Below are 21852 nucleotides of genomic sequence, written 5' to 3'. Positions count from 1 at the left end.
GTGATGTCGCGGGACGCGGCCGTGTTCGGCCGACGACGTGCCGTGCGCGCGTCTTCCGGCTCAGCCGGTGACGGCGCCGTGGGACGCCGACTTAACGAGCTTCGCGTACTTCGCCAGCACGCCGCGCGTGTACCGCGGGGGAAGCGGGGCCCAGTTTTCTCGTCGGGCCTCGAGCTCAGAGGGGTCTACCAGCAGATCGAGCGTTCGTGCGGCGATATCGACCCGAATCAGGTCTCCGTCGCGGACCAGGGCGATCGGACCGCCGTCCGTCGCCTCCGGTGCAATGTGGCCGATGCACAGGCCGGTTGTGCCGCCTGAGAATCGTCCGTCAGTCAATAGTAGTACATCTTTGCCGAGCCCCGCGCCCTTGATGGCGGCGGTGATCGCGAGCATCTCCCGCATGCCGGGGCCGCCCTTCGGCCCCTCGTACCGGATCACGACGATGTCGCCCTTGCCGATGCGGCCCTCCGTGAGCGCATCCATCGCCGCACGCTCCCGGTCGAAGACGCGGGCCGGGCCCTCGAACAGCTCGGCGTCGAAGCCGGCCGTCTTCACGACGGCGCCCTCGGGCGCCAGCGTCCCGTGGAGGATCGACAGACCGCCGGTGGCGTGGATCGGATCGTCGAGGTGGTGGATCACCGTACCGTCGATGGGGTCGGGATCGAGCTCGGCGAGGTTCTCGGCCATCGTCTTCCCGGTCACCGTGAGCGCGTCGCCGTGCAGCAGCCCGGCGTCGAGCAGCGCCTTGAGCACGACGGGAACGCCGCCGTGACGGTCGATGTCCGCCATGACGAACTTGCCGAACGGCTTCATGTCGGCGAGGTGCGGAACCTTCGCACCGATCCGGTCGAAGTCCTCGAGCGTCAGGTCGACCTCCGCCTCGCGGGCGATCGCGAGCAGGTGGAGCACCGCGTTCGTCGAGCCGCCGTACGCCATGAGGAGCGTGATCGCGTTCTCGAACGCCGGCTTCGTCAGAATGTCGCGCGCGGTGATGCCGAGGCGCAGCATGTTGACCACGGCCTCGCCCGAGCGGTGCGCGAAGTAGTCGCGGCGGCGATCCGCGCTGGGCGGGGCTGCTGATCCCGGCAGGCTCATGCCGAGCGCCTCGGCGATGGAGGCCATCGTGTTCGCGGTGTACATGCCGCCGCACGCGCCCTCGCCGGGGGCGATCGCGCATTCGATGCGCTTCAGGTCCTCTTCGCTCATCGTTCCGGCCTTGCACGCGCCGACCGCTTCGAAGGCGTCGATGATCGTGACTTCCTTCTCCGTGCCGTCGGTGAGCTTCACCCAGCCCGGGGCGATCGATCCCGCGTAGAGGAACACGGATGCGAGGTCGAGGCGGGCCGCAGCCATCAGCATGCCGGGCAGCGACTTGTCGCAGCCGGCGAGCAGCACGGACCCGTCGAGGCGCTCCGCCATCATGACGGTCTCCACGGAGTCCGCGATGACCTCGCGGGAGACCAGCGAGAAGTGCATCCCCTCATGACCCATGGAGATGCCGTCGGAGACGGAGATCGTGCCGAACTGCAGCGGGTACCCGCCGCCCGAGTGGACGCCCTCCTTGGCGCCCTGAGCGAGACGATCGAGGCTCAGATTGCAGGGAGTGATCTCGTTCCACGAACTCGCGATGCCGATCTGGGGCTTGTCCCAATCCGCATCGCCCATGCCGACCGCGCGGAGCATGCCCCGGGCGGCGGCCTTCTCGATTCCATCGGTGACGTCGCGACTCCGCGGCTTCATGTCCATCTCTGCCATGACCGCCATTCTAGGGCCTGCCGCATACGGGAACCGGCGTGTCCGCGCGGGAGAAGCGGCACGACGCGGGCCCGGGAAACGCGGAAGCGGGGTCGGAGGAGCGTCTCCCCCGACCCCGCTTCTGCGATGCGCTCGTTACTTGCCGGTCAGCGGCAGCAGCGTGAACGGAAGCGCGAAGCCCAGCGTCGTCGCGGCGAGGCCGCCTGCGAAGGTCCAGACCTCGGCGGCACCGAGCTCGGGGTTCACGCCATAGCTCATGACGACGAACCCGCCGAGCACCAGCACGATCGAAACCAGGAACACGATCGCCGTCACGGCGCTGACCGCCCCCTGCGAGCTCTCCTCGAACAGCGCGCCCGTCTCCTGCTTCGCCATACCGGCTTCTCCTTCATCGCTCGTTCCACACCCCGCACGCGCGAAGCCTGTCGCTGCCAGGGTACCGCAACCCCCTTCCCTCCGCTGACGCTCCCATTAGGCTGAGATCGTCACCATCACCGACCGCAGGGAGGCACCGTGTCCATCGGCAAGTACGTCACCAATCCGGGAGTGATCGGCTCCGCGTTCGGCGCGATCGGCACCGCGCGGCGCACCAATTCCATGCACAAGGACTGGCGCCGCTACCTCATCTGGGCGGCATGGCTCGCCGGGCTCGTGCTCGCAATCGCCACGGTCTCCATGCAGGAGGAGGACCTGGAGGAGCAGGGTAAGCGAGGGCGCAGGAAGCGCTGATTCGTCAGCGGGCCCGATGGCTGCGACGCGCGCGGGCTCCACGCCCCGATTTGAAGGCGCTGTCTTGAACGTGCTAGAGTTTCATCCGTTGCTCAGCGAGGCAAGGTCTCGGAACAGCGATATGCGCCTTTAGCTCAGTTGGTAGAGCAGCTGACTCTTAATCAGCGGGTCCACGGTTCGAGCCCGTGAGGGCGCACAGTTCGAAAAGCCCGGTATCTCATACCGGGCTTTTCGCGTATCCGCCCGGTGGTTCCCGCTCATGGAAGGTGTGTCAATGACCCGAGCGCTCCCCTCTCCCGACCTCGCGCTGGCACTCGAACTCGCCGACCTGGCCGATTCGATCTCGCTCCCCCGCTTTCGAGCCGCGGACCTCGCGATCGACACGAAGCCGGATCGCACGTTCGTCACGGACGCGGATACCGCGGTCGAGCGAGCCCTCCGCGAGCGCATCGCGTCCGAGCGCCCGAGCGACGGGTTCCTCGGCGAGGAGTCGGGCCGCGAGGATCGAGGTGCGCGGCGCTGGATCATCGATCCCATCGACGGCACGTCGAACTTCCTGCGCGGCGTGCCGAACTGGGCGACCCTCATCGCACTGGAGGTCGACGGAAGCCCGTCGGTCGGCGTCGTCTCCGCTCCGGCGTTCGGTGCTCGCTGGTGGGCGGAGGCCGGCGCGGGAGCGTGGGGCCGGCAGGAGGGATCGGATCCTCGTCGACTGCGAGTCTCGGCCGTCGCGGACCTCGAGCACGCCTCGCTCAGCTTCCAGAGCATCGAGCAGTGGGATCTCGCTGGGCACCTGGACCCGTTGATCGCCCTCACGCGCGCGGTGTGGCGCGATCGCGCCTACGGCGACATGTGGTCGTACATGCTGCTCGCCGAGGGACTGGTCGACATCGTCGCCGAGTTCGACGTGAAGCCCTACGATCTCGCCGCGCTCGTCCCGATCGTGCGAGAGGCGGGCGGGCGGTTCACCGACATCGACGGCGCGGAGAGCGCCTGGAACGGCAGCTCGCTGGCGACGAACGGCCGCGTGCACGACGCGGTGCTCGATGTGATCCGGCACTCGCGGGCGGAGTCGACGCGGTGACGGCTTCGAGCGGCGAGCAGGATCGCCGGCCCGGTTCGGCAGCGCGCCGCACGGCAGCGCTCGCCTTCGGCGCAGACGCGCTGCTCGTGCTGCTGTTCGCCGGCATCGGTCGGAGCAGTCACGAGCGCGCGCCATCGATGCTCGGATTGCTGGAGACGGCCTGGCCGTTCGTCGTCGGGCTGGGAATCGCCTGGCTCGCAGCGCTCGCGTTCAGGCACCCCCTCTCCATCGTTCGCGCCGGGCTTCCCGTCTGGGCCGGGGCGGTCGCGCTCGGCATGCTGCTCCGCGCGGCGACCGGATCGGGCACGGCCCCATCGTTCATCATCGTCGCGACCATCACGCTCGGCGTATTCCTCCTCGGGTGGCGAGTGATCGCGGCGCTCGTGATCGCTCTGCGTTCGCGTCCAGCCCGCTCGGATTCGCCCGGGCGCTGAAACGCTCCCGGCCCCGCTCGAGTGGATCGAACGGGGCCGGGAGCGCGAATACGGTCGTGAACTACGCCGCGAGAGTAGCGAGCACCTGAGCAGCGCGGTTCGAGAAGCCCCACTCGTTGTCGTACCAGGCGGTGACCTTGACGTGCTTGCCGTCGACGAACGTGAGTTCGGAGTCGAAGATCGAGCTGTGCGGGTTGCCGACGATATCGGAGGAGACGAGCGGCTCCTCCGAGTATTCGAGCACTCCGGCCAGCGGGCCCTCTGCAGCGGAGCGGTAGGCCGCGAGCACCTCGTCGCGCGTCACGTCGCGCGACACCACAGCGGTGAGTTCGACGATCGATCCGACCGGCACCGGAACGCGGAGAGATCCGCCGACGAGCTTGCCGTCGAGCTGCGGGAGCACCAGGCCGATCGCGGTCGCCGCACCGGTCGACGTCGGCACGATGTTCAACGCCGCCGCTCGGGCGCGACGCAGATCGGAGTGCGGCGCGTCCTGCAGACGCTGGTCGGCCGTGTAGGCGTGCACCGTCATCATGGTGCCCCACTCGATGCCGGCGAAGTCGTCGAGCACCTTCGCGAGCGGAGCTAGTGCGTTGGTGGTGCACGAGGCGTTCGAGACGATGCGATGCTGCTCGGGGTCGTACAGATCATCGTTCACGCCGACCACGAGCGTCAGATCGGCGCCCTTCGCAGGAGCGCTCACGAGCACGCGCTTCGCTCCGGCCTCGATGTGCTTCCGAGCATCCTCCGCCTTCGTGAAGAAGCCGGTCGATTCGAGCACGACATCGACGCCGAGCTCTGCCCAGGGAAGCTGTGCGGGGTCGCGCTCACCCAGAATCTTGATGCGGCGATCGCCGACGACGAGCGTCGAGCCGTCGACCGAGACGGGCTGATCGAGCTTGCCGTAGAGCGAATCCCGGGAGAGCAGGTGCGCCAGCGTGGGCGCGTCGGTGAGGTCGTTGATCGCGACGACCTCGAGGTCGTTCTGCTGCTGCAGCAGGGCGCGCAGCACGCCCCGGCCGATTCGTCCGAATCCATTGATGGCTACCCGACGGGTCATGGGCTCTTCGATCTCCTTCGCAATGGTGTGCACAGTGGACTGATTCCAGACTGGTACGTGCTCGACGGGTGCGCCAGTGGCCGCATTGCCATCATTCGAACGCAAACTGCCATGATCCGACGACGCGGAACACCCGTGCGCGATCCGTCACTCGGATTGGGAGAACGTGCGCCGATAGGCGGTCGGAGCGGTGCCGAGCACCTGCCGGAAATGCCGACGCAGGTTCGTCGCCGACCCCAGCCCGACGGAGGCGGAGATGGCATCGATGCCGAGATCGGTCTCCTCGAGCAGCTCGCGCGCGCGATCCACCCGGGCGCGCATCACCCACTGCATCGGGGTGTACCCCGTCTCGTCGAGAAAGCGGCGCGAGAAGGTTCGACCCGACACGCGCGCGTGCTCCGCGAGGCGCGCGATCGTCAGCGGTTCGCCCAGGTGGCGCAGCGCCCATTCCCGTGTCTGCGTGAACCGCTCGCCGGTCGATTCGGGCACGCTGTGCGGGAGGTACTGCGCCTGACCACCGCTGCGATAGGGTGCAGCGACCAGGCGTCGGGCTGCATGATTGGCGACGGCCATTCCGGACTCGCGCCTCAGCAGATGGAGGCACAGGTCGATGCCCGAGGCCGCGCCCGCCGAGGTGAGCACCGAGCCCTCGTCGACGAACAGCACCCGATCGTCGACCCGCACGTTCGGGAACTGCTCCGCGAGGCGACGCGCGTAGTGCCAGTGCGTCGTCGCGCGTCTTCCGTCGAGCAGGCCGGTCGCGGCCAGCGCGAATGCGCCGGTCGAGATCGCGGCGAGAATGGCCCCGCGCTCGTGCGCCAGACCGAGTGCGTCGGTGAGCACCGCGGGCGCCGCCTCCCGGTCGGGGAACCGGTACCCCGGAACGAAGATCAGATCCGCATCATCGAGCGCATCGAGGCCGTGCTCCACGTGGTACGAGAGCCCGTCGCCTCCAGCGATCAGCCCCGGCCTGATGCCGCACACATCGACCGAGTACGGCATGCTCGCGCGGTGGGTGAAGACCTGAGCCGGGATGCCGACGTCCATCGGCTTCGCCCCCTCGAGCACGACCACCGCGACTCGCTTCATGCCGTCAGCCTAGTCAACGCTGGGCGCGATACCGCGCCGAGGCCTCCGGAAACGCGTCATCGGCCTCTGCGAAGAAGGCCATGCTCGTGCCGACGGCGCAGCGCACGTGCTGCGCGAGCTGCTCATCGGTGACCCCGGGTGCGTAATCGACGGTGTGCTCGGCGTTCAGCCGAATCGATCCGTCGTCGCCGCGGCCGACGAACGTCTTCGGCCAGAGCCGGTCCGCATTCCACAGGTTGCAGATCTCGAGGGCGCGGAGGTACTCGTCATCGACGAGCCGCCCGCGCCAGTATCCGCGCACGCAGAGCAGTTCGTCATCCTCGTCATCGATGAGGAAGAAGAAGGATCCGTGCTCCCAGGCCCCGCGGATGTCGCCCTCGTCGTCGACCGTGTAGTTCCAGCCGAGTGACGCGAGCACGCCCATCAGACGCCTCCGCGACAACGGCTCGAGCTCGGCGTCGCTCCCGGCTACTGAAGCGGCGCTGCCACTGGACGATCCCATTCGAGCACCCCTTTCCGGTTTCCGGTCATTCGTCCAGATTATCGGCAGCGGCGGGCTCCGGGAAGCGCAACACGGGCGCCGCCCCCCATCCCGTCGCGTCACCGGTGTTCGCTCGCGGATGAACCGCAGGTGACGTGCCGCTGCTAGCATCGGATGCGACCATCGATCTCTGGAGCCGCACTGTGACCACCACCCGCACTCGGCGTACCGCGCAGGGCGCAGCGGTGCGCACGGCCCTCGAGTCGATGGCCGGCTTCATCTCGGCGCAGGAGCTGCATCGGCGCCTGGCCGACGACGGCTCGAAGATCGGGATCGCGACGGTGTACCGCCAGTTGAACGCTCTGGTCGAGAACCAGGAGGCCGACGCGATCTCGACTCCCGAGGGGCAGCTGTATCGGGCGTGCGAGGATCCGCAGACGCATCACCACCACATGGTGTGCACGAGCTGCGGCACGACCATCGAGATCGAGCCGCCCGACGAGGCCTGGTTCACGTCGGTCGCGAGCACCCATGATTTCGACATCCACTCGCACACCCTCGAGGTGTTCGGCGTCTGCGCCGCATGCCGCAGCGCCGGCTCCCGATAAGCTCACGGGCGCCGCTTCGACACTCGACGGTTCCGCGGCTTCCGGTTCTCCATCGCTTCTATACTGAGAACGATTATCGGCGGTACTGAGCGCGTCGGCCCGGCCCGCGCCCCGCAGCGCCGGGCGGAGTGCACGCGGTTCGGATCGGAGGAAGCATGGCGGCGGTGATGCATCGTTCGCGCACCGTCGCCCTCGCCGGGGCCGGCGCGCTGGCGCTGATCGCCGCGATTGCACTGCGGGCCGTCACCGACGGAGCCGGGGAGGCGCTCGCGCTCCCCGAGGCACTGGCCGACTTCGTCGCGCTCTCGCTGAGCGTCTTCATCGAATCGCTGCCGTTCGTGTTCCTCGGCATACTGCTCTCCACCGCGGTGCAGGTCTGGGTGCCCCAGTCCATCATCGACCGGGTACTCCCCCGGAATGCCGTGCTGCGGCGGGCGGTGCTCTCGGTCACCGGGGTGCTGCTGCCCGTCTGCGAGTGCGGCAACGTGCCCCTCGCGCGCGGGCTCATGATGCGCGGTTTCACGGTCTCCGAGGCCGCGACGTTCCTGCTGGCCGCTCCGGTGCTCAACCCCGTGACCATCATCACGACCTATCACGCCTTCGGCTGGAGCGACGGGATCCTCGCCGCGCGCATCATCGGCGGCTTCGTGATCGCGAATCTCGCCGGCTGGCTCGTCAGCCGATCGGCCGATCAGTCGTCACTCCTCACGGCGGGCTTCCGTGCGCACTGCGAGCACTCCCACGACCACGCGCGCAGCGGCCGCGTGCAGCGCAGTCTCGTCGGCATGGCCGAGGAGACGAGCGCGATGATGCCGGCGCTCATCATCGGATCGGCGTTGGCCGGGGCGATCCAGGTCGGCGCCCCGCGGGACCTCCTGATCGCGCTGGGCGCCCATCCGCTCTGGTCCGTGATCGCGCTGATGCTCCTCGCATTCATTATCTCGATCTGTTCGAGCGTCGATGCGTTCTTCATCCTCTCCCTCAGCGCCACCTTCCTCCCCGGGAGCATCGTCGCATTCCTGCTCTTCGGAGCGATGATGGACATCAAGATGCTCGCGCTGCTGCGCACGACCTTCACCGCACGTGCGCTCGCGCTGCTCACCAGCCTCGTGGCGCTGTGCTGCCTGGTCGTCGGATGGGGGCTGAATCTTGTGGCGTGAACGATTCGACCGCTACTGGCGGGGGCTCGTGCTCAGCGGGTTCGGCATCGCGGCGATCGCCTGGCTCGCCGCGACGGGCCGTCTCGGGTGGTACGTGCACCCCCGGTACTTCTGGTTCACCGTCACCCTGTGCGGGATCGCCGCGATCGCACTCTGCGCGGCGGTGCCGGCGCTGCACCGCGCCGCGCGCGAAGCCGATGGAGATGCGAACGACCGCGACCACGACCGCGACTCACCGCCGTCGCGCACGCATCGCTCGCCGGTGGCCCGCGCGATTCCCGCAGCAGGCGCGGTGCTGCTCGTCGTCGCAACTGCCGCGGCTCTGCTCGTCGCTCCCCCGACCACGCTCTCGGTGGCGACCGCTCAGCAGCGGCAGGTGAACACCGGGACCGGGCCCTCGGACGGCGTCGCCCTCTCCGGAGAGGACGCGGATCGGGATGCCCGCGACTGGGCGATGCTGCTGCGACAGGGCGGAGGCGCGGAGGCCGAGGGACGCACGGCGAGTTTCATCGGCTTCGTACTCCCCGGCGCCGACGAGTCGGATGATGTCTTCTTCGCGGCGCGCTTCGTCGTCTCCTGCTGCGCCGTCGATGCCCAACCGCTCGGGGTGCCGGTGCTCTCACCGGATTGGCAACGCGATCATGCCGAGGGCTCCTGGGTCGATGTCGAGGGCGTCTTCGTCGCGAATCCCGACGTGACGAGCGATCAACCGGTCGTGCTGCGGCCGTTCAGCATCACCCCGATCGATGAACCGGACGACCCGTATGTCTACTGAGCACCGCGCTCGTCGGCGGACGCTCGCGTCGCGAATCGCGGTCTTCGCGATCCTCGGTGCGCTCGCCGCCGGCCTCGCCGGCGCGAACCTCGTGCAGCCTCCGCGACTCTCCGGGGTCGATGCGAACAGCTCCCTGCTCGTCTCGCGCACCGATCAGCGAGTTCAGCTGCACTTCAGTCAGCCGATCGAACCCGTCGACCCGGAGTCGGTGGTGGTCACTCCCGAAACGCCGATCGACATCACCTCCGAGGGCAGCGCGCTCACGATTCGTTTTCTCGAGATGCTGGACACCGGCACGGAGTACCGCATCGAGGCGCAGGTCCACGGTGCGGCCACGGGGAGCAGCGATGCCGTCACGGCGTCGGTGCGCACGCCGGACCCCGCGACGTACACGCTCAGCCGGTCGGCGGACGGCGATCGCCTGCTCGAGCACCGACTGCACGACGCGTCCTCCACCCGCACCGTGTTCTCCGCTCCGAGCATCGAGGAGTACTCGAGCACCAGCACCGGGCTGGCGGTCGTATCGCGCGACGACTCCGGACTCGCCGCGCTCGCGATCCACTCCGAGGCGACCGGAGGTGAAGGATCGGGAGGGTTCACCGACCCCGACCCGTTCCGCATCATGTCCGCGCCGCACCTCAGTCAGTTGCGCAGCGACGCGAACAGCGGGGTGCTCGGCGTCGTCGCGTCGGGGGCCGGCGACGACGGCACGGAGTACGATCGAACGCTCCTCGTGATCGACCCCGCGACGGTCATCGTCTCCACCGTCGCGGACGCGGACGGATCTGCGCTCCCCGTGCGCGACTGGCGCTTCATTCCGGGAACGACGTCGATCGTGTTCCAGAGCCCCGACGGCCGACTGCACGGCTGGGAGGCGGCGCCTGAGCCCCGCGTCTTCGAGCTCGGTGTGAGCGGAGAACTGCTCGGCTTCATTCCCGGAACGACCACGCTGGCGATCAGCGAGTCATCGGGCCCATCGCTCGTCGACCTCTCGGGAGCGGTGACGGGTACCCTCGACGGCTCGCCGCCGCGCGCACCGATCGCGTCGCCTGCCGGCGCCGACGGGCGCGCACTGCTCGCGCTCGCTCCGGACGCCGCGCTGGCCCGAACGGGGCTGGCGGTAGAAGCTTTCGCCTCCTCGGGCGGTGTCGACACTCGCGCTGCGGGATCACCGCTCGGCGACGGCTCGCTGGTCGTCGGCGGCGCCGTGCTCGTGCGGAACGGGGAGGAGACGCGCACGATCTTCACGCCGGCCGCGGAATCGACCCGGATCGGCCGGATCTGCCTCTCTCCCAACGCCGAGTTCGCGGCGATCGAGACCGTTTCGGCGGACGGCGAGTCGGATGGCGTCGAAGCCGCTCCGGGCTACTCGCAGACCACCACCAACTACGTGCGCGTCGACAGCGGCGAGACCGTCCGTTCCGCGATCGGCGGGCTCAGCGACTGGTGCGGCTGACCGCGCCCTCCTCAGCCCTGCCTGCCCTTGAACCGGGGATTGGCCTTGTTGATCACGTAGACCCTCCCTCGACGGCGTACGACCTGCGCCCCCGGCTGGCGCTTCAGCGACTTCAGCGATGCTCGAACCTTCATCGTGTCTCCTTCAACTTTATTGATAACAATTATCACTATAGTGGAGGTGCGATCGCCATCGATCGCCTGGGAAGGAAGCTATGCAACGCATCGAGATCACAGCCGTGCTGGGAGCATGCGCACCCGAGCGCCGAGCATTCGCGGAGCGGAGGAGCGCCCGAACCGGAGCAGCCATGATCTCCGCCGCGCGACTCGCGCAGGGGTCGGATCCGCTGCTCGAAGCCGTCGCTCTCGTTCCCTGGACCGGAGCGTCGGGGGCCGTCATCGAGCTCCCGGCGGAGACACGCGCAACCGAGGTGATCGGAGCGCTCGACGCCGAGTCCGAGCGCATGCGCCTGACGCACCTGGTGTGCGTCGTCGACGCGCTGCACGTGCTGACCGACGTGATGCGCGATGACTACGTCTCCCAGCGAGGCGGCTCGCTCTTCGTCGCGCGCGCCGAGCTGCTCATCACCCAGCTCGAGTACGCCTCGCAGATCGTCTTCGTCAACTGGGAATCGCTCGCAACCGCGGACCTGTCGGCGCTCATGGCACTTGCAAATCATCTGGCGCCGAAGGCGCGCCTGAGTCTGCACCAGGACGGATACGAGCCGATCACCGAGCCGCTGACCTTCTCCCGGCATCAGGACCGGCCCGGGTGGATCGCGCTCCTCAATGACGAGTTCGACCCGTACATGACCGATCCACGAGTCGCCGCAGCTCGCTACGTCCACGAGCGGCCGCTTCACCCGGGTCGCCTCCAGACGGTACTCGATGAGCGGATCGAGCCCGGCGAGTTCGGATTCGTCGTCCGATCGGCCGGGTTCTGCCGGCTGGCGACGAGACCGCGGAATATCGCGAGCTGGGATCACGTCGGCCGAGTCATCTCGTTCGAACCCGTCGGAGGCGATGCGGTCAGCGCCGAGGCCGAGCTCCTCGCGATCGGCCAGGATCTCGCCTTCATCGGCATCGATCTCGACACCGCCGCGCTCGCCGCCGCACTCGATGACGCCGCCCTCACGGATGAGGAGTTCGCGGCGGGGCCGAGTGCCTGGCTGCGACTCCTCGACCCCTTCCCCGAATGGCTCACCGCCGACGAGTCACACGGTTGACGTCACTCGCGCTGGCGAGGGCGGCGCAGGATGACGATTGCAGCGATGGCGACCGCGAGCACCGCGAATGCACCGACGCCGATGCCGATCCAGAGCCCGTTCACCGGACTCGACGTGCCCGCATTCCCGCTCTCGTTCTGCGAGGCGTCGGAATCGGCCGAGTTCGCACCTGCGGCAGCGTTCGCCGCCTCCGGCGCAGCATCGGCCTCGGTCTCCTGCGCCTCGCCGCAGAGCGGCGCCTCTGATCCGGCGCCGGCTTCGGCGTCGCCCGCGGGCTCGTACGTGAATGAGAAGTTCTCCGCGATGGGGTGTCCGTCGGACGACACGACGCGCCATTGCACCTCGTACACGCCCGCCTCGCCCAGCGCGACCGGCGTCGATACCATCGGACCGGAGAGCGAGGGGCACCCGGCCTCGTAGTAGCGCCCATCGGGCCCGATCACCCTGACCAGGTTGCTGCCCTCCAGCCCGAGCGGCGAATTGTTGAACTGGAGCGTGATCTCGTCGAGCGACTCGACGGCGGCGCCGTCGACCGGGTCGGCGCTCACGAGCTGGTCGTGCGCCGACGCCGCTGTCGCGACGACCGGGAGGCCGACGACGGCGACCACGGCGCCCGCCGCGAGCAGCGCGAGTCGGCGAAGTGCGGTCACGCCGCGGCCTTCCGCGAACGCGAGAGCGCGACGGCCCCGAGCAGCACACCGCCTGCAGCGATCACGAGTGCCGCGACGCTCAGGCCGAGTGTCACGCCGTTCGTGGAGGCGGCGTCGTTCGCACCCGCACCGGCGTCATCCGCCGCCTCGGCGTGGTCCGCGCCATGGCCGCCCCCTGCCGAGTGGTGGTCGTCGGCCGGGGGTGCATCGTTCACCCAGAGCACCGGGGCGGGGTCGAGCGTGTCGTCCTCCTCCAACTGCTCGGGCGTTGCAGCCCACTCGACGACGGTGCCGTCGCTGTAGGTCTGCGTGACCGGAATCGGGATGCTTCCCGTATCCGCGACGGGGCCCACCGAGAGTGTGAACATCTGCACCTGTCCGGGCGCGATGCCGCCGTCCTCCGCCGTGTACACGACCTCGGTCGGGGCGTCGCTGACCGTGTTGCCCAGCACATCGACGGGTTCGGGCAGAGTCTCCTCCGTGACCTCGGCGGTCCAACCGGTGACCGGCTGGTAGGAGACATGGGTGAACGGCGTGTCCTTCGGCAGATGGAACTCGAGCTTCGTGGTGCTCGCAGTGTCCGATTCGGTCGGAGCGCGGAAGGTGAGGTACGACCAACCACCGGCATCGGCCTGTTCCGGCGTGACGGTGACGTGCGCTGATGCGGCGAGCGGCGCTCCGATCGCGAAAACTGCACCGGCGCCGACACCGATGGCAAGGCGCGTGAACTTCTGAGTACGTGTGTTCAACATGGGATGTTCTCCGTATGACTGTGTGCGAGCGGCTCTGCGCCGTTCGCGATGAGTGAGGAAGGGATCAGGCCGCTTGCGGCGGTCCCCTCCGTCGCATGTCACTCAGAGTCGTGAGACGAGGCGCACCCGAGCGCCAGGCGGCGAGGGGCGTGCGAGGAACCCTGTCGACCGACGGCGCCCACCGGAGCAGTTCGGCGACGCGGCGCAGTCTTCCGAGGCCGAGGATCGCGATGAGTGCGCGCTCCCCGGCGCCGATCGCGAGCACCGTGACGACAGCTGCGCACGCGTGCGCGATCCACATCGCCCCGTCGGCATGGTCGCCGTGCGGGAGTACGCTCGATCCCTCGGCAGCGAGCCGCTGCGCAAGGGATCCGGCGTCGTGCAGGTGCGCCGCTGCCCCGAACGTGAACGAGCCACCGCCGAGTCCGATGACGAGGAGGCCGTGGAATGCGAACTGGCTCGCCGCGACGGCGAGCGCGAGGCGACTCCACGAGAACGACCGGCCGGCGAGCGCGACGCACACCGGCACGGCGAAGACGAGCGCGAGCAGCACGCCGAGCACCGGCACCGAGCCGCCATCGGCGACTGCGTGGGAGAAGATCGCCGCGAACGAAGCCACTGCCGCGACGACGAGCCCGCGGCTCGTCCGTTCGGCTCGCGATGACGTCACGCTCCGATCCTACCGCGGCGTCATCGCAGAGGAGGGACGAGGCGCGCGCTCACTGCGCGGCGTCGTTCATGGGCCCAGAGCGCGATGCGCAAGTCGGTGACACCGTGCAGCGTCATCGGATCGCGCCCCGAGAGCTCGCGGATCCGTCTGAGCCGGTGGCGCACGGTGTTGACGTGCACGAAGAGGGCGTCGGCTGTTCGCTGCACGTGCTGGTCTGCGGCGACGTAGGCGCGCAGCGTCTCCAGCAGCTCGCTTCGAGAGGAGCCTTCTGCGTCGATGATCGGGGCGAGCAGACGCTCGACGAAGCGCTTCGGCACGTCGGCGGGCAGCTGCTCGAGGAGTGCCTCGAACGACACCAGATCACGAGGCCCCGCGACTCCTCCTCGGCTCCTCGCGAGTGTGAACGCCGACCATGCCTCGGAGATGGCCGAGCGCAACTGCGATGAGCTCACGGTCGAGCTGTATCCGCACACGAGTCCGAGACTCTGCGTCTCCTCCAGCGACATCGGTGCAGTGATCATCGTGACCGAGCGCGATGTCGCCCCGACCACTGCGTCGGGCCAGCGCTTCGTGACGGCGTCAGCGCTTCCATCCGGCCACGCCGAGACCTGCAGAGGCCCCGCGCCGATACCGCGGGCCTCGAGCTCCGGAGAGAGCGCACCAGCATGAGCAAGACCCTGTTCAACGAAGTCGATGAGCTGCCCGACGCGCAAGCGCTGTTCCGCTGCAGCGCGCTCGACCTGCACTCGTGCGATCTCGACGATGCTTGCGAACTGTTCAGCGAACTCCTCGCTCGGCCCCGAAGCCGCTCCGCCCCTCGCGACAGCGCCTCGGCCCCCGACCGAGCGCTTCGGAACGCCGAACGAACTCGAGACCTGTGCCCGCAGCTGTTCCTCCGTCGCTCCTGAACGCGCGCGCTGCAGCAGCTCGCCGAGCAGCGAGGTCTCCATTCGCCTGGCTTCGGTCTCCGCCTCGCTGCGCCGGCGCAGAATGGCGTCATTCACCGCGAGAAAGGGTGTGCCGTGCGGAATCACGAGGAGCGGCAGACCGTGCACTCGACACGCATCGACGAGATCCGTCGGCGGATCGAGATGCACCTCCCCCAGCCCGATACCAGCGCACGCCGCTCCGGACTCCACGAGCGCCTCGACGAACGTCTTAGAAGCGCGGGGGCCGATGAGTGCGCTGCCGAGTGTGCACACGAATTCGCGCGGCCTGAGATGCGGACGCGGATCGATTTGCTCTGTCGCGTGGGCCCAAGCGACAGGAGCGCTCACATCTCCCTCGGTCATCACGATCGGGACGAGACCCAGAGTCGCATCCGCAAGCAGCTCACCGATGGTCACTCGAGGCCCGACGCCGAGCGCGACTCCGTCGTTCACCATCTCAGCATTGTAGCTTTCTCCAATAGTTCGCGCGACGAAGTGGAGTTTGCTCCCGAAAATCGCCCCGACCATTGGAGAAGCGTCAATACTGGGAGCAATCCACCCGTTGGCCGAAGGAGTCCACGTTGACCACCCCATCTTCGCAGCCGGAACGCACGGCCCACACCTTGAAACGCGAGTTCAGCTTCGGCGCAGCATTCGCCTTCGCATTCGCCTTCATCTCGCCGATCGTCGCTCTCTACGGCATCTTCGGCCTCGCGATCAGCACTGCAGGGCCCTCGTTCTGGTGGGGATTCCTCATCGTCTTCGCCGGCCAGTTCTTCGTCGCCCTGGTCTTCGCCATGCTCGTATCGCGATGGCCGCTCGAGGGCTCGATCTACCAATGGTCGAACCGCATGCTCGGCGCGGGGTTCGGCTGGTTCGCCGGTTGGTTCTACATCTGGACACTGACCATCGCCATGGCGACGGTCGCGCTCGGCGCCGCCGGGTTCATCGCCAACATCATCGGCCTGCACGGCGCGAGTGGTCCGCAAATCGCCCTGATCGCTTTCGTCGTCCTCGTGCTCGGAACGCTCATCAACCTCGCCGGGCGAGGGGTGCTGAAAGTCTTCATGATGGCGAGTATCGTCGCCGAGATCGTGGGCTCGATCGGGCTCGGCGTCTGGCTGCTCATCGCGCATCGCGAGCACGACTTCTCGGTCCTGTTCGATGGGGGCCGCAGTGTAGGTGCGGAAGACGGCTTCTTCTCACTCGGAGGACCGTTCCTGCTCGCGGTCGTGTTCATCGGATTCTCCTTCGTCGGGTTCGAGAGCGCCGGATCGATCGCCGAGGAGGTGCACGAGCCGCGGAGGAATCTTCCCAAAGCAGTGCTGTTCTCACTCGCCTTCATCGCGTTCGTGGTAATGTTCTCGAGCCTCGCGGTGATCCTCGCAACCCCGGAGAATGCGGCCGAACTCCCCGAATACGATTCCGACCCGGTCTACGCCGTCCTCACGGCGCAACTCGGTTCGGCGATCGCCCTTCCCCTGCAGGCTCTGTTCGCAATCGGTTTCATCGCGAGCTTCCTCGCGCTGCAGACCTCGGCATCGCGACTCATCTGGGCGAAGGCCCGCGATCGTGCTCTTCCGTTCGCCGCTTCGCTATCGCGTCTCAGCCGGAAGCAGCGACAACCGGTCGGCCCGATCCTCATCACGACCGTCATCGGAACCGCGCTCTTCCTCCTCAGCAATGTCGCGGAGAACCTCTACACGCTCATGGTCAACTACACTTCAGGCGGCTTCTACCTGAGCTTCCTCTTCCCGGTCGCCGCCTTCGCCGCGACCGTGCTGCGGCGGCGCTGGAAGGCCGGCTCGTTCTCGATCGGTGCATGGACCCCGATCGTCGCCATCATCGCGCTCGGCTGGGTGACGTTCGAGCTCGTCAACATCGCATGGCCCCGCGCGCTCAACGGCAACGCATGGCTCGACTGGTCCGTCGTCGTCGGCACCGTCGCGCTGACGGTGATCGGAAGCCTCGTATACGCTCGGGTGCGGCGACGCATCGAGACGGTGCCGACAGCGATCATCGACCTCGACGCCGCAGCGGGGGTCGCAACGACCAGCGGTCGAGGGCAGCGCTGATGCGGGCCGTCATCGTCACGGGTTCCGCGGGCGGCATGGGGCGCGCGATCGTCGGCAGACTGCAGCGCCGCGGCCTGCGCGTCGCAGGATTCGATCGCACGGCATCGCCAGAGGCCGACCATTCGGAGATCATCGACCTCACCGATCCCGCGGGCACGGCTGCCGCGGTATCGCGTGCCAGTGCCGCTCTCGGCCCCATCGACGGCTTTGTAAGCGCGGCCGGGCACTATGTCAGCACTCCGTTCACCGATGTCACCGACGCGGATGCCGCCCTCATGCTCGACGTGCATTTGGGCGCGTTCTTCCGTGTCTCACAGGCCCTCCTCCCCGGAATGATGGAGCGCAAGACCGGGTCCATCGTCGCGGTCGCAAGCGAACTCGCGGTGGGCGGCGGCGAGCGCGACAGCCACTACGCAGCCGCGAAAGGGGCGGTGCTGGGTGCGGTCCGAAGTCTCGCCGCCGAAGTGGCGCCCGCCGGCATCCGAGTGAACGGCGTCGCGCCGGGACCGACGGACACTCCGATGCTGCCCGCGGATTCCCCTTGGAGAGAACCGAACTACCTTCGCGACTTGCCCACTCGAGCACTGGCTTCCCCCGACGACGTCGCACGATGCGTGGAGTTCCTCATCTGCTCGGGCGCATTCACCACCGGGGAAACCCTGCACCCGAACTCAGGAGCCGTGATCTGATGTCGCACCACCATACTTCCCCCGGCGATCGGCGAATCGCGCTCGTCACCGGTGCTGCGGGCGGCCTGGGAACGGCGCAGGTCGAAGCGCTCTCCGACGCCGGTATGCAGGTGGTAGCCCACGCACGCATGCCGAGCGAACGACTCGACGCGCTCACCCGGCGCGCCGGAGCGATTCCCGCTGTGCGCGACCTCTCCGATCCCGAAGCGGCGCGGTCGCTCGTGCAGGACGCCGTTCGCACCGCGGGTCGTCTCGACGTGCTGGTCGCCAATCACGCGACGATGTCGATGTCGGCATTGGCCGACGCGGACCCCGGCGAATGGTGGCGGGTGGTGCGCACCAATCTGCTCGGCACGTTCGCATTGACGCAGGAGGCCGTCCGCGCCATGCGAGCGCACGGCGATGGAGGCCGGATCATCATCATCTCGAGCGAATGGGGCGTCATCGGATGGCCGAACGCCTCCGCCTACGCCGCGTCGAAGGCCGGACTCATCAGTCTGGTGAAATGCCTCGGACGAGAGCTGGCACCCGAGGGGATCCTCGTGAACGCGATTGCGCCGGGGGTCATCGACACCCCGCAGCTGCAGGTCGACGCCGACGACGCCGGCGTCGACCTGCAGGAGATGCACGAGCGCTATGCCGACGGAATCCCCCTCGGCCGCGTAGGTCGAGCAACCGAGATAGCGGAAGCAGTGCAGTTCCTCGCCGACCCCGCACTCGCCGCAATGGCGGGTCAGACCCTGCAGATCAACGGCGGCTCGACCCGCGGCCGAGTGTAAACCGACCACCCGAATCCGAGGAGACCCCGTGAACGACCTCCCCATCATCCCCCCGACCGACGGACAGGTCTCGCCGCGCTACGCCGGCCTGACCACGTTCGCGCGGCTTCCCCGCCGCGAGGATGCCGCCCAGCACGATCTCGCCATCGTGGGCGTGCCGTTCGACTCGGGAGTCACCTTCCGCCCCGGGGCCCGGTTCGGTCCCGGGGCGATTCGCGAGGCCTCGCGATTGCTGCGCCCCTACAACCCTGCTCTCGATGCCGCGCCCTTCGCCGCCGGTCAGGTGGTCGATGCGGGCGACATCGACTGCAATCCCTTCGACATCGGCGCGGCGCTCGACCAGATCGAGGCCGGCATCTCCGACCTGGTGCAGGGCGGCAAACCGGTCATGATCCTCGGCGGAGACCACACGATCGCGCTCGCATCGCTGCGTGCACTGCACCGGGAGCACGGGCCGCTCGCGCTGGTGCACTTCGATGCGCATCTCGACACGTGGGGCCCGTACTTCGACACCCCGGTCACGCACGGCACACCGTTCCGAGTCGCGATCGAAGAGGGGCTCCTGCTCAAGTCGCACTCGGCCCACGTGGGCATTCGGGGTTCGCTGTACAGCGCCGACGACCTGCGGGACGATGAGGAACTCGGCTTCACGATCGTGCATGCGCGCGAGTTCCACACCACTCCGTTCCTCGACATCCTCGAGAGGATTCGCATGCGGGTCGGCGACGCCCCGCTCTTTATCTCGATCGACATCGACGTGCTCGATCCCGCCCACGCGCCCGGCACCGGAACGCCCGAGGCCGGTGGACTCACCAGTCGCGAGCTCCTCGAGCTCGTCCGCGGCCTGGCGGGGAGCCGGCTCGTGGGCGCGGACGTCGTGGAGGTCGCTCCCGCCTACGATCACGCGAGCATCACGGCGGTCGCCGCGGCGCACTGCGCGTACGATCTCGTGACCATCATGGCGCAGCAACTGCGAGGCGGGCGAGCGGGATGATCGAGGAAGCACGCGCGTGCACGTTCGCAGACTGGCCTGAGTCCGCGAACTGCGCAGCCGCCTTCACCTTCGATGTCGACGGGGAGTCGGCGGCGCTCGCCGCAGACCCGAACGCGGCGCGAAGCCTCAGCATCATGACGCATCAGTCTTATGGTCCCACCGTCGGCGTGCGACGGCTGCTCGACGTCCTGGAACGCACTCGAACACGCAGCACCTTCTTCATCCCGGGCTACACGGCCGACCTGCACCCGAGCGTCGTGCGCGATATCGCGGCGGCGGGGCACGAAGTCGCGCATCACGGATATCACCACGTGCGACCGACCGGCTTGTCGAATGCGGAACAGGCCGAACAGCTCGACCGAGGCATCGATGCGCTCGAGCGACTCACCGGCGAGCGCCCGCAAGGGTATCGAGCGCCGATGTGGGATCTCTCCTGGGAGATGCCGACGCTCCTCGCCGAACGGGGGTTCGCCTATGACTCGAGCCTCATGGACGACGACAGCCCGTACGTGCTCGCCACCGATAGCGTGCCGATCGTGGAGATTCCGATCCACTGGGCGCTCGACGATTGGGAGCAGTACTGCTTCCTTCCCGGCGTCAGCGAACTCGGTCCAATCCAGACGCCGGCGCACGCGATCGAGCTGTGGAGCGCGGAGCTCGAAGGCGTGCGTCGCTTCGGAGGATGCTGGGTGCTGACGAATCATCCCTTTCTGAGCGGAAGACCCGGCCGCGCGGCGTCACTGGAGCGCTTCATCACCACCGCACACGAGATGCCCGACGTATGGGTCGCCTCTCTCGGCGAGATCGCCGGTCTTGCGCGGAGCGCTCACCTCGCAGCCCGACGACCGATCAGCATTGTTCCCGACGACCAAACAGCCTCAGCCTCTGTTCGCCCGCCGCGCTTCGGCTGAGCGCTGCTCCTCCGCGACTCGGGCGGCGTGCTCCGTGCGCAGCCGCGTGTGCTCGGGCTTCCTGCGCAGCACCGCGTATCCGATGCCCACGACGACGAACCACACCGGGGTGGCGATGAGGCCGGCACGGGTCTCGGGATCCTGCGTGAAGGCCCAGAGCAGGAAGACGAAGAAGGCCATGACGACATACGGCATCGACGTGCCCAGCGGCATCTTGAAGGCGCTCGCCGCGTGATCCTGCGGTCGACGGCGGCGATACACGAGGTAGCTGATGAGGATCATCGTCCACACGAACATGAAGCACAGCGATGAGATGGTCGTGACGATCGAGAACCCCGCCGACTTGTCGAGTCCGGTGAGCAGGAGCACGAGCGAGCTGAGCAGCAGGACCCCCGTCAGGAACAGTGCGTTCCGCGGCACCCGCGAGCGCGTCAGCCTCGCGAAGAGGCGAGGAGCGTCTCCGCTGGTCGCGAGCGTGTACACCATGCGCGATGTCGAATAGATGCCGGAGTTCGCGGACGAGGCCGCAGACGTGAGCACCACGAGGTTCACGAGGTGCGCCGCCGCCCCGATGCCGGCCAGGGAGAACAGCATGACGAACGGCGACTCGTCTTTGCTGAACGCGACCCAGGGCACGACGGAGATGAGCACGACCAGAGAGCCGACGTAGAAGAGGAGGATGCGGATCGGAATCGCTTTGACCGCGCGCGGCAGGTTCCGCTCCGGGTCGCGCGTCTCGGCCGCCGCCGTTCCGACGAGTTCGACGCCGACGAAGGCGAAGACCGCGATCTGGAACCCCATGATGAACCCCATGAAACCACCGCCGAAGAAGCCGCCTCCGACGGTGAACAGGTTCATCAGCGATGCGGTTCCCGTGATCTCCTCGCCGGTGCGCGTATCGGTGTACTCATGGGTGAAGCCCGTCGCGATGAGCACGACACCCGCGATGATGAGCGCCACGATCGCGACGATCTTGATCATGGCGAACCAGAACTCGGTCTCCCCGAAGCCGCGCACCGAGGGCAGATTGAGCAGCATCAGCAGCACGATGACGGCAACGGCCGGGATCCAGGTCGGCAGCACCGGCAACCAATAGGTCACGTACACCGAGGAGATCACGATCACGTCGGCGACACCCGTCACGACCCAGCAAAACCAGTAGGTCCAGCCGAGGAAGAACGCTGCGCCGGGCCCGAGGATGTCGCCCGCGAAGTCGGCGAAGTTGCGGTAGTGGGTGCGGCTCAGCAAGAGCTCGCCCATCGCCCGCATCACGAAGTAGAGCATGAAGCCGATGATCATGTAGACGAGCACGACCGACGGACCGGCGACTGAGATCGTCTTGCCCGAGCCCATGAAGAGCCCGGTGCCGATCGCACCGCCGATCGCGATGAGCTGGATGTGGCGATTGCTGAGGGCCCGTTCGAGTCCGTTCTCGCGAGGAGCCTGCAGGTGGGAGTTCGACATGTACCGGTGCGTTCCTTTCGTCTACCGCATCATTACGGTATCTGGTTGGCACACCCCCCGCTCCACGGTACCGCGTACCGGGC

General features: G+C 68.0%; 24 protein-coding genes and 1 tRNA gene. 14 read left to right on the top strand and 11 right to left on the bottom strand.

From position 1 onward, the window contains the following. Positions 1 to 60: 60 nt before the first annotated feature. Both ilvD and PQI23_RS06960 read right to left on the bottom strand, forming a co-directional pair. A complete protein-coding gene (gene ilvD, locus PQI23_RS06965; protein WP_339972898.1) occupies positions 61 to 1755 on the bottom strand; it encodes a dihydroxy-acid dehydratase in 1695 nt (564 codons plus the stop codon). A 135-nt stretch (positions 1756 to 1890) separates the two neighbouring features. Then, entirely contained in the window at positions 1891 to 2130 is a 240-nt protein-coding gene (locus PQI23_RS06960; protein WP_339972896.1) for a hypothetical protein, read from the bottom strand. Between the two features lie 138 nt (positions 2131 to 2268). Between PQI23_RS06960 and PQI23_RS06955 the strand changes: the two genes are divergently transcribed. The 4 genes from PQI23_RS06955 (at position 2269) to PQI23_RS06940 (ending at position 4002) form a co-directional block, all read left to right on the top strand. Further along, the gene (locus PQI23_RS06955; protein ID WP_339972894.1) at positions 2269 to 2484 is read left to right on the top strand and encodes a hypothetical protein; all 216 of its coding nucleotides are present in this window, start codon (positions 2269 to 2271) and stop codon (positions 2482 to 2484) included. A gap of 123 nt (positions 2485 to 2607) precedes the next feature. Beyond that, positions 2608 to 2680, top strand: a tRNA-Lys gene (locus PQI23_RS06950). 78 nt (positions 2681 to 2758) lie between these two features. Then, entirely contained in the window at positions 2759 to 3568 is an 810-nt protein-coding gene (locus PQI23_RS06945; RefSeq protein ID WP_339972892.1) for an inositol monophosphatase family protein, read from the top strand. Beyond that, positions 3565 to 4002: a DUF3054 domain-containing protein gene (locus PQI23_RS06940; RefSeq protein WP_339972890.1), complete on the top strand. Its 438-nt coding sequence runs from the start codon at positions 3565 to 3567 to the stop codon at positions 4000 to 4002. The genes PQI23_RS06945 and PQI23_RS06940 overlap by 4 nt, the downstream gene beginning before the upstream one ends. A 61-nt stretch (positions 4003 to 4063) precedes the next feature. Here the strand turns inward: PQI23_RS06940 and gap are convergent, their stop codons facing one another. From gap to PQI23_RS06925, 3 genes are all read right to left on the bottom strand, one after another. Next, the gene (gene gap / locus PQI23_RS06935; protein ID WP_339972888.1) at positions 4064 to 5062 is read right to left on the bottom strand and encodes a type I glyceraldehyde-3-phosphate dehydrogenase; all 999 of its coding nucleotides are present in this window, start codon (positions 5060 to 5062) and stop codon (positions 4064 to 4066) included. A 147-nt stretch (positions 5063 to 5209) separates the two neighbouring features. Next, positions 5210 to 6151 carry a GlxA family transcriptional regulator gene (locus tag PQI23_RS06930; RefSeq protein WP_339972886.1) on the bottom strand — a complete coding sequence of 314 codons (942 nt, stop codon included), beginning with the start codon at positions 6149 to 6151 and terminating at the stop codon, positions 5210 to 5212. Between the two features lie 13 nt (positions 6152 to 6164). Continuing rightward, positions 6165 to 6653, bottom strand: a complete 489-nt coding sequence (locus PQI23_RS06925) for a YbjN domain-containing protein (protein WP_339972884.1) — start codon at positions 6651 to 6653, stop codon at positions 6165 to 6167. Positions 6654 to 6835: 182 nt separating this feature from the next. On the opposite strand from PQI23_RS06925, the gene PQI23_RS06920 reads away from it, so the two are divergent. From PQI23_RS06920 to PQI23_RS06905, 4 genes are all read left to right on the top strand, one after another. Continuing rightward, positions 6836 to 7240 (top strand): Fur family transcriptional regulator, encoded by a 405-nt coding sequence (locus PQI23_RS06920; protein WP_339972882.1) that lies wholly within the window; start codon positions 6836 to 6838, stop codon positions 7238 to 7240. 167 nt (positions 7241 to 7407) lie between these two features. Beyond that, positions 7408 to 8400 (top strand): permease, encoded by a 993-nt coding sequence (locus PQI23_RS06915; RefSeq protein WP_339973136.1) that lies wholly within the window; start codon positions 7408 to 7410, stop codon positions 8398 to 8400. After that, complete coding sequence (locus tag PQI23_RS06910; protein ID WP_339972880.1) at positions 8390 to 9175, top strand: TIGR03943 family putative permease subunit; 786 nt, start codon at positions 8390 to 8392, stop codon at positions 9173 to 9175. Before PQI23_RS06915 ends, PQI23_RS06910 begins: the two co-directional genes overlap by 11 nt. After that, entirely contained in the window at positions 9165 to 10631 is a 1467-nt protein-coding gene (locus PQI23_RS06905; RefSeq protein WP_339972878.1) for a hypothetical protein, read from the top strand. Before PQI23_RS06910 ends, PQI23_RS06905 begins: the two co-directional genes overlap by 11 nt. An 11-nt stretch (positions 10632 to 10642) precedes the next feature. Here PQI23_RS06905 and ykgO read toward each other — a convergent pair whose 3' ends face one another. Next, positions 10643 to 10765, bottom strand: a complete 123-nt coding sequence (gene ykgO / locus PQI23_RS06900) for a type B 50S ribosomal protein L36 (RefSeq protein ID WP_339972876.1) — start codon at positions 10763 to 10765, stop codon at positions 10643 to 10645. Positions 10766 to 10845: 80 nt separating this feature from the next. On the opposite strand from ykgO, the gene PQI23_RS06895 reads away from it, so the two are divergent. Continuing rightward, complete coding sequence (locus tag PQI23_RS06895) at positions 10846 to 11856, top strand: GTP-binding protein (RefSeq protein WP_339972874.1); 1011 nt, start codon at positions 10846 to 10848, stop codon at positions 11854 to 11856. A gap of 2 nt (positions 11857 to 11858) precedes the next feature. Here the strand turns inward: PQI23_RS06895 and PQI23_RS06890 are convergent, their stop codons facing one another. The 4 genes from PQI23_RS06890 to PQI23_RS06875 form a co-directional block, all read right to left on the bottom strand. Continuing rightward, positions 11859 to 12506: a copper resistance CopC family protein gene (locus PQI23_RS06890; protein WP_339972872.1), complete on the bottom strand. Its 648-nt coding sequence runs from the start codon at positions 12504 to 12506 to the stop codon at positions 11859 to 11861. Further along, positions 12503 to 13258: a YcnI family copper-binding membrane protein gene (locus PQI23_RS06885; RefSeq protein WP_339972870.1), complete on the bottom strand. Its 756-nt coding sequence runs from the start codon at positions 13256 to 13258 to the stop codon at positions 12503 to 12505. The genes PQI23_RS06890 and PQI23_RS06885 overlap by 4 nt, the downstream gene beginning before the upstream one ends. A 64-nt stretch (positions 13259 to 13322) precedes the next feature. Next, a complete protein-coding gene (locus PQI23_RS06880; RefSeq protein WP_339972868.1) occupies positions 13323 to 13928 on the bottom strand; it encodes a hypothetical protein in 606 nt (201 codons plus the stop codon). A 20-nt stretch (positions 13929 to 13948) separates the two neighbouring features. Beyond that, on the bottom strand, positions 13949 to 15313 hold the full coding sequence (locus tag PQI23_RS06875; protein WP_339972866.1) for a PucR family transcriptional regulator: 1365 nt from the start codon (positions 15311 to 15313) through the stop codon (positions 13949 to 13951). A 125-nt stretch (positions 15314 to 15438) separates the two neighbouring features. Here PQI23_RS06875 and PQI23_RS06870 point away from each other — a divergent pair, with 125 nt between their 5' ends. Genes PQI23_RS06870 through PQI23_RS06850 form a run of 5 tightly spaced genes read left to right on the top strand, consistent with a single transcriptional unit; the run spans position 15439 to position 20305 of the window. Further along, positions 15439 to 16932, top strand: coding sequence for an APC family permease (locus PQI23_RS06870; protein ID WP_339972865.1), 1494 nt, complete (start codon positions 15439 to 15441; stop codon positions 16930 to 16932). After that, the gene (locus PQI23_RS06865; protein ID WP_339972863.1) at positions 16932 to 17621 is read left to right on the top strand and encodes an SDR family NAD(P)-dependent oxidoreductase; all 690 of its coding nucleotides are present in this window, start codon (positions 16932 to 16934) and stop codon (positions 17619 to 17621) included. Before PQI23_RS06870 ends, PQI23_RS06865 begins: the two co-directional genes overlap by 1 nt. Beyond that, the gene (locus PQI23_RS06860; RefSeq protein WP_339972861.1) at positions 17621 to 18400 is read left to right on the top strand and encodes an SDR family NAD(P)-dependent oxidoreductase; all 780 of its coding nucleotides are present in this window, start codon (positions 17621 to 17623) and stop codon (positions 18398 to 18400) included. The genes PQI23_RS06865 and PQI23_RS06860 overlap by 1 nt, the downstream gene beginning before the upstream one ends. Positions 18401 to 18428: 28 nt before the next feature. Next, positions 18429 to 19394: an agmatinase gene (speB, locus tag PQI23_RS06855; RefSeq protein ID WP_339972859.1), complete on the top strand. Its 966-nt coding sequence runs from the start codon at positions 18429 to 18431 to the stop codon at positions 19392 to 19394. Beyond that, positions 19391 to 20305 carry a polysaccharide deacetylase family protein gene (locus PQI23_RS06850; protein ID WP_339972857.1) on the top strand — a complete coding sequence of 305 codons (915 nt, stop codon included), beginning with the start codon at positions 19391 to 19393 and terminating at the stop codon, positions 20303 to 20305. The genes speB and PQI23_RS06850 overlap by 4 nt, the downstream gene beginning before the upstream one ends. Here PQI23_RS06850 and PQI23_RS06845 read toward each other — a convergent pair. Next, the gene (locus tag PQI23_RS06845) at positions 20273 to 21769 is read right to left on the bottom strand and encodes an amino acid permease (RefSeq protein WP_339972855.1); all 1497 of its coding nucleotides are present in this window, start codon (positions 21767 to 21769) and stop codon (positions 20273 to 20275) included. The two genes, PQI23_RS06850 and PQI23_RS06845, sit on opposite strands and share 33 nt — an antisense overlap. Positions 21770 to 21852: the final 83 nt, after the last annotated feature.

This window comes from Leucobacter sp. USCH14, assembly GCF_037619215.1.
Taxonomy (GTDB): Bacteria; Actinomycetota; Actinomycetes; order Actinomycetales; family Microbacteriaceae; genus Leucobacter.
The sequence above is the reverse complement of the archived record's forward strand: the minus strand, read 5'-3'. Positions and strand labels throughout refer to the sequence as shown.